Genomic DNA, 4,592 nt, shown 5'->3' with positions numbered 1-4,592 from the left:
TTTCGCCCGAAAGGATCACGCGCCTTCTAAGAGAATCAGGAGCCCTGCAAGAGGGTCATTTCGCGCTCTCTTCAGGTCTTCACAGCGGGCATTATCTTCAATGCGCTCTGTTCCTGATGTTCCCGGAGAATGCGGCCCTGGCGGGCTCCTTACTTGCCGGCAAGTTTGCTCACCTTGAACCGTCATTGGTGGTATCTCCGGCGGTGGGCGGAATTATCATAGGTCACGAAGTGGCCGAGCACTTAGGTGTGCCCTTCTTTTTCTGCGAAAGGGAAAAGGGGACGATGAAACTGAGAAGATTTCCCGCCCCCGGCCCAGCGAGGTACATCATCATCGAGGATGTGGTGACCTCGGGAAAATCGGTCCTAGAGGTAAAAAACGTGATGGATGGACTGGCGGAGACGCGCTTCCTCGCCGCCGGTTGCATCGCCGACAGAGGCGGCAGCCTGTCCCTTGGGGGAAAGGACCTCATCTCGCTGGTTCGCTTCAATTTTTCGAATTATAATCAGGATGAATGCCCCTTATGCCGGAGAGGTATCCCTCTGGCTGAGCCGGGGAGCAGAAGGCTTTCAACTTGGGATGGGGGTAGATTGTAATTATCTTTGCCACGGGTATCATCCGAACATGAGAAAAGTATCGCATGCCAAAGTTTCCCTTGATTTTTCCAAGGTCACGTTCCTTTCGTTTTTTATTCTTTTTTCGCTATGGGCTGGGAGGAGCGAAGCGCTTGATGTGTGGGTCACCAACCCCTGGCTCTCCATGTTGACACGCTTCATCGGGGGCGTGCAGGTGACGGTTCACCCCGTCGTGACCTGGGGAGAAAAAGGTCAACCAGTAAAGGCGAGGATCGTACCCCCGCCTGGGGCGATCGTTTTTTCGGTAGTGAGGGGTGAAGGGGTCCGCCTGTTGGGAAAGAGTTTTGAGGAAAAATACTCCAGCTTTTCTCTTTTAGAAAAGCCGCCTTTTGCATTCGATTTCGAGGAGAGCTTTCTGGACCCCGCGACGCTGCCCTTCATCGGGCTCCGGACCCTGCAGATTCTTTCAGCCTGCGATTCGGGAGAGTACGAATACTTCCAGAGGAGGCTGGCCGAATTCCAGGCCCGGCTCGACAGCACGGTGATAGTGGGTAGGAATATGATTGGTGATAGTCCGATCCTCGATCTTTGTTGGAAGTATGGACGATGGCTCCAGGCTGTCTCCGGCGAAACGGTGAAACCTCCCGCCGAAGTGAAGGAGAGGTGGTCTCGATCGCAGGCCCTGGATATCCTCGATACAGCTCTCGGTGAAGCCAGAAAGCAAGGTTGGGTCATCGTGATCGATCCCTGGACCCCGGAGGCCGTAAGGGAAAAAATTGAGGGTTCGACAAGAGTCATCGAACTTTCGATTCCAAGGATAGAGGATGACATCATCCTTTTCCTTTATGACCATTGCCTGAGGATCTGGGATCACCTGAGGAGGAACTCCTGAGAGGTCAACCGAAAGCCCTCAGGTGGGTTACATCGGCGGAAGTGAAGGTGCGGGTACCCTCTTCGGTCCGGACGATTATCTCGCCCTTCTCTCCCAAAGCGATAGCCCTGCCGGTGACCTCACCCCCGTCGAATACCACCCGAACCATCCTCCCCAGGGTGTCGCACCTGGACGAGTAATTTGCCAGGGCCCTTTTTATCCCGCCGGTGGCCTCCAAGTCTCTCACGGCCCCATGGAGGAAGCGGACCACTCCTGCGACTAACTCTCCCCTGTGAATTTTCCTGCCGGTAATGGAAGACAGGGATACGGTTTCAGCCTTATCCCCGAGGGGTACGTCGCTTGAGTTTGCGTTGATTCCAATTCCCGTGACGGCAAAATGAACCAGGCCCGGCTCGCTGGATACTTCCGTGAGGATGCCGCATAGCTTTGCCCCATTCCACAGGATATCGTTGGGCCATTTCAATTGACAACTTACCCCGTGGATGGTTGACAGGGCATCCTGGACCGACAGGGCCGATACCAGGCTGAGAACCTGGATGGATTCCGGCGGGAGCGCGGGGCGGATCACAAGGGAAAAAAAGATCCCTCCCTCCGGTGCCGAGATCCATCGGCGCCCGAGCCTTCCTCTACCCGAAGTTTGGTAGGACGTAGTGACGATCAATCCCTCGGGCGCGCCTTTACGGGCCAGTTCCTTCGCCGGAACCTGGGTTGAGTCCAGGCTTTTCCAGTAAAGGATGGGATGCCCCCAGGGACAATCAAAAAGAAAGGCCTCTATCAATGACGGGTCCAGGTCGTCTTCCGGGGGTGAGACGAACCTGTAACCCTTGACGGGGATCGATTCGACAACGTATCCGTCCTCCCTGAGAGCCTTTACGGCCTTCCAGACCGACTGCCGCGTAAGCCCCAGCGAAAGGCACAGGACGCCCCCCGAGACGGTCCTGCCCCGGGCCTTCATGAGTTCGCTCAGAACGGCGACCTTTGTCTTCGAAAAGTGATGCATGAGCTCAGCCTTTCCTCCTCCAGGAGATCACGGGATGATATAATAAAATGCCTGTAACTATTGATGATATCACTCCCAGGCCCTGAAGACATTCGGAGGTGGACCGCATGGTTCAGATACCCAAAACTACCGTAATGGAGGGACTTCACTCGCTCGTTGCCGAGTTGAAGGAAAGCCTTTGACCCGGCTAGGCTGTTGGAAGAGATAGAAAGGTTGACGAAGATCACCTCCGGGGCGGACTTTTGGGGAGGCGGAAATCCCCAATCCGTCACGAAGGAATTGGCTCGTCTCCAAACAAGGCTCGACGCCTGGAGGGAAGTCTCCCGTGAAATAGAAGAACTCGAGACCATGACAGACCTTCTCGAATCGGATGATGATCCTGAACTCGAAGGGGAGTTCAGTCATAGATCGTCGTCTCTCGAGAAGAGGATTCATGATCTTCAACTTCTGCTGCTCCTCGATGAGGAGTACGATGAATCGAACGCTATCCTGAGCATCCACTCGGGAGCCGGCGGCCATGACTCCCAGGACTGGGCCGAGATGCTTCTCAGGATGTATCTTCGCTGGGCAGAGGAGAAAGGTTTCCGGACCCGTATCCTGGAGATCACGGAGGACGAAGAGGCCGGGATCAAGTCAGCCACGGTACTCGTGACCGGGGAGTACGCTTATGGGTACCTGAAGACCGAGAGGGGAGTGCATAGACTCGTCAGGATATCCCCCTTCGACACGGCCAAGAGGAGGCATACCAGTTTCGCCTCTCTCAATGTCTCCCCGGAACTACCGGACGACGTGGAGATCGATATCGACCCGGAAGATCTCAAGATAGACACCTACCGATCCGGTGGAGCTGGAGGACAGCATGTGAATATGACCGATTCGGCGGTGAGAATAACCCATTTGCCGACCGGGATAGTCGTCAGCTGCCAGAATGAGCGCTCCCAACACATGAACCGCCAAAGCGCCATGGTGGTCCTCAGGGGCCGCCTTTATGAAAAAATGCTGCAGGAAAGGCAAGAGCAGATCAACGCCATCCAGGGAGAGAAGAAGGAGATAGGCTGGGGCAGCCAGATCAGGTCCTATGTCCTGCATCCTTATACGATGGTCAAAGATCACCGCACGAACATGGAAAAAGGGAACGTGCAGGCCGTACTGGACGGTGACATCGATGAATTTATACTCTCCTTTCTCAGGTACAGGAAGCATGTCCAATGACAGATTGTTGGAGGTCCGCCGATGTTCAGGAAGATGTTCTGCCTCCTGGTTTTCACGATTTTCTTTGATTTAGCCTTGCCCGCCCATGCTTCACCCTTCACTGTTCCCGGGGGCATACTTCCTGCCCGCTCGGTGAGGGAGGGATCGAAGGGGGTTGCCTATACCGTTATCAAGGGGAGCGACGTAGTATCCTTCCCCGTCACGATCCTGAGCGTGATGCCCTCTCACAAAAGTCCCCACAATCTCATCCTGGTGAAGGCTTCCGGCCCGGTTATCGAGCAGACCGGGGGTATAGCCGCCGGGATGAGCGGTAGTCCCGTTTTCGTCGGAGGGAAACTGATAGGGGCTATCGGTTATGGGTGGAGCTTCAGTGAACACCAGATGGGACTGGTGACGCCCATCGATGAGATGACGGAGATCTGGAACTGGCCTGAAAGGGTGCCTTCCTTGAATCTCCCGGAATTAAAACTCGAAGATCCCGCCTCGGGTGACGTGAACCTTCTCGAGGCACAACCCGGGAATGGATCCCAAACTCCCCTGGGGGAGGACAGGAATGGGCTTTCAGCCCCCCTGGTAGGCAGTGGATACAGCCCCCGGAGCGCTACTAAGATCGCCGAGGTCCTTGGAAATCCAGTAATTCTTCTCCCAGGCGGAAGCCTGGGCTTGTCTCTTCCCGTGGAATACGAACCAGTACTAAAACCTGGCGAGGCTGTAAGCGTTCTCGCTGCTTGGGGTGATGTGGTTCTTGCAGCGACGGGCACACTAACGGCAGTTTCGACGGATGGGCGCTTCCTCGCCTTCGCCCACCCCTTCACAAACCGTGGAGCTGTGGCCTACCCCCTCGCCCGGTCCTGGATCCACCAGGTCGTGCCCAGCATGGAGACACCCTTCAAGATCGGAACGCCCACGTCCA

The 4,592-nt window shown here is 55.7% G+C and carries 5 protein-coding genes; 4 read left to right on the top strand and 1 reads right to left on the bottom strand.

Features of this window, described 5'->3' with window-relative positions:
• Together GX108_01835 and GX108_01830 are read left to right on the top strand one after the other, a co-directional pair.
• Positions 1–596: orotate phosphoribosyltransferase (locus GX108_01835; GenBank protein NLO55786.1), on the top strand; the 596-nt coding region annotated here is incomplete at its 5' end.
• Between the two features lie 136 nt (positions 597–732).
• Positions 733–1,467: a hypothetical protein gene (locus tag GX108_01830; GenBank protein NLO55785.1), complete on the top strand. Its 735-nt coding sequence runs from the start codon at positions 733–735 to the stop codon at positions 1,465–1,467.
• A 4-nt stretch (positions 1,468–1,471) separates the two neighbouring features.
• Here GX108_01830 and GX108_01825 read toward each other — a convergent pair whose 3' ends face one another.
• Positions 1,472–2,467, bottom strand: coding sequence for a biotin--[acetyl-CoA-carboxylase] ligase (locus tag GX108_01825; protein ID NLO55784.1), 996 nt, complete (start codon positions 2,465–2,467; stop codon positions 1,472–1,474).
• Between the two features lie 107 nt (positions 2,468–2,574).
• On the opposite strand from GX108_01825, the gene GX108_01820 reads away from it, so the two are divergent.
• A protein-coding gene (locus GX108_01820) for a peptide chain release factor 2 (protein ID NLO55783.1) occupies positions 2,575–3,679 on the top strand; the annotation gives its coding sequence in 2 pieces (ribosomal slippage) (positions 2,575–2,646 and positions 2,648–3,679; 1,104 coding nt in all).
• A gap of 21 nt (positions 3,680–3,700) precedes the next feature.
• Positions 3,701–4,592, top strand: an 892-nt coding sequence (locus tag GX108_01815) for a hypothetical protein (protein NLO55782.1), incomplete at its 3' end; no start/stop codon positions are given.

This window comes from Thermovirga sp., from assembly GCA_012523215.1.
Lineage (GTDB): Bacteria > Synergistota > Synergistia > Synergistales > Thermovirgaceae > 58-81.
This window is presented reverse-complemented; position numbering and strand designations above follow the sequence as displayed.

Bases quoted from the DNA above. Each gene is read 5' to 3' on its own strand.
- GX108_01825 (NLO55784.1), bottom strand. From the start codon at position 2,467: ATGCATCACTTTTCGAAGACAAAGGTCGCCGTTCTGAGCGAACTCATG.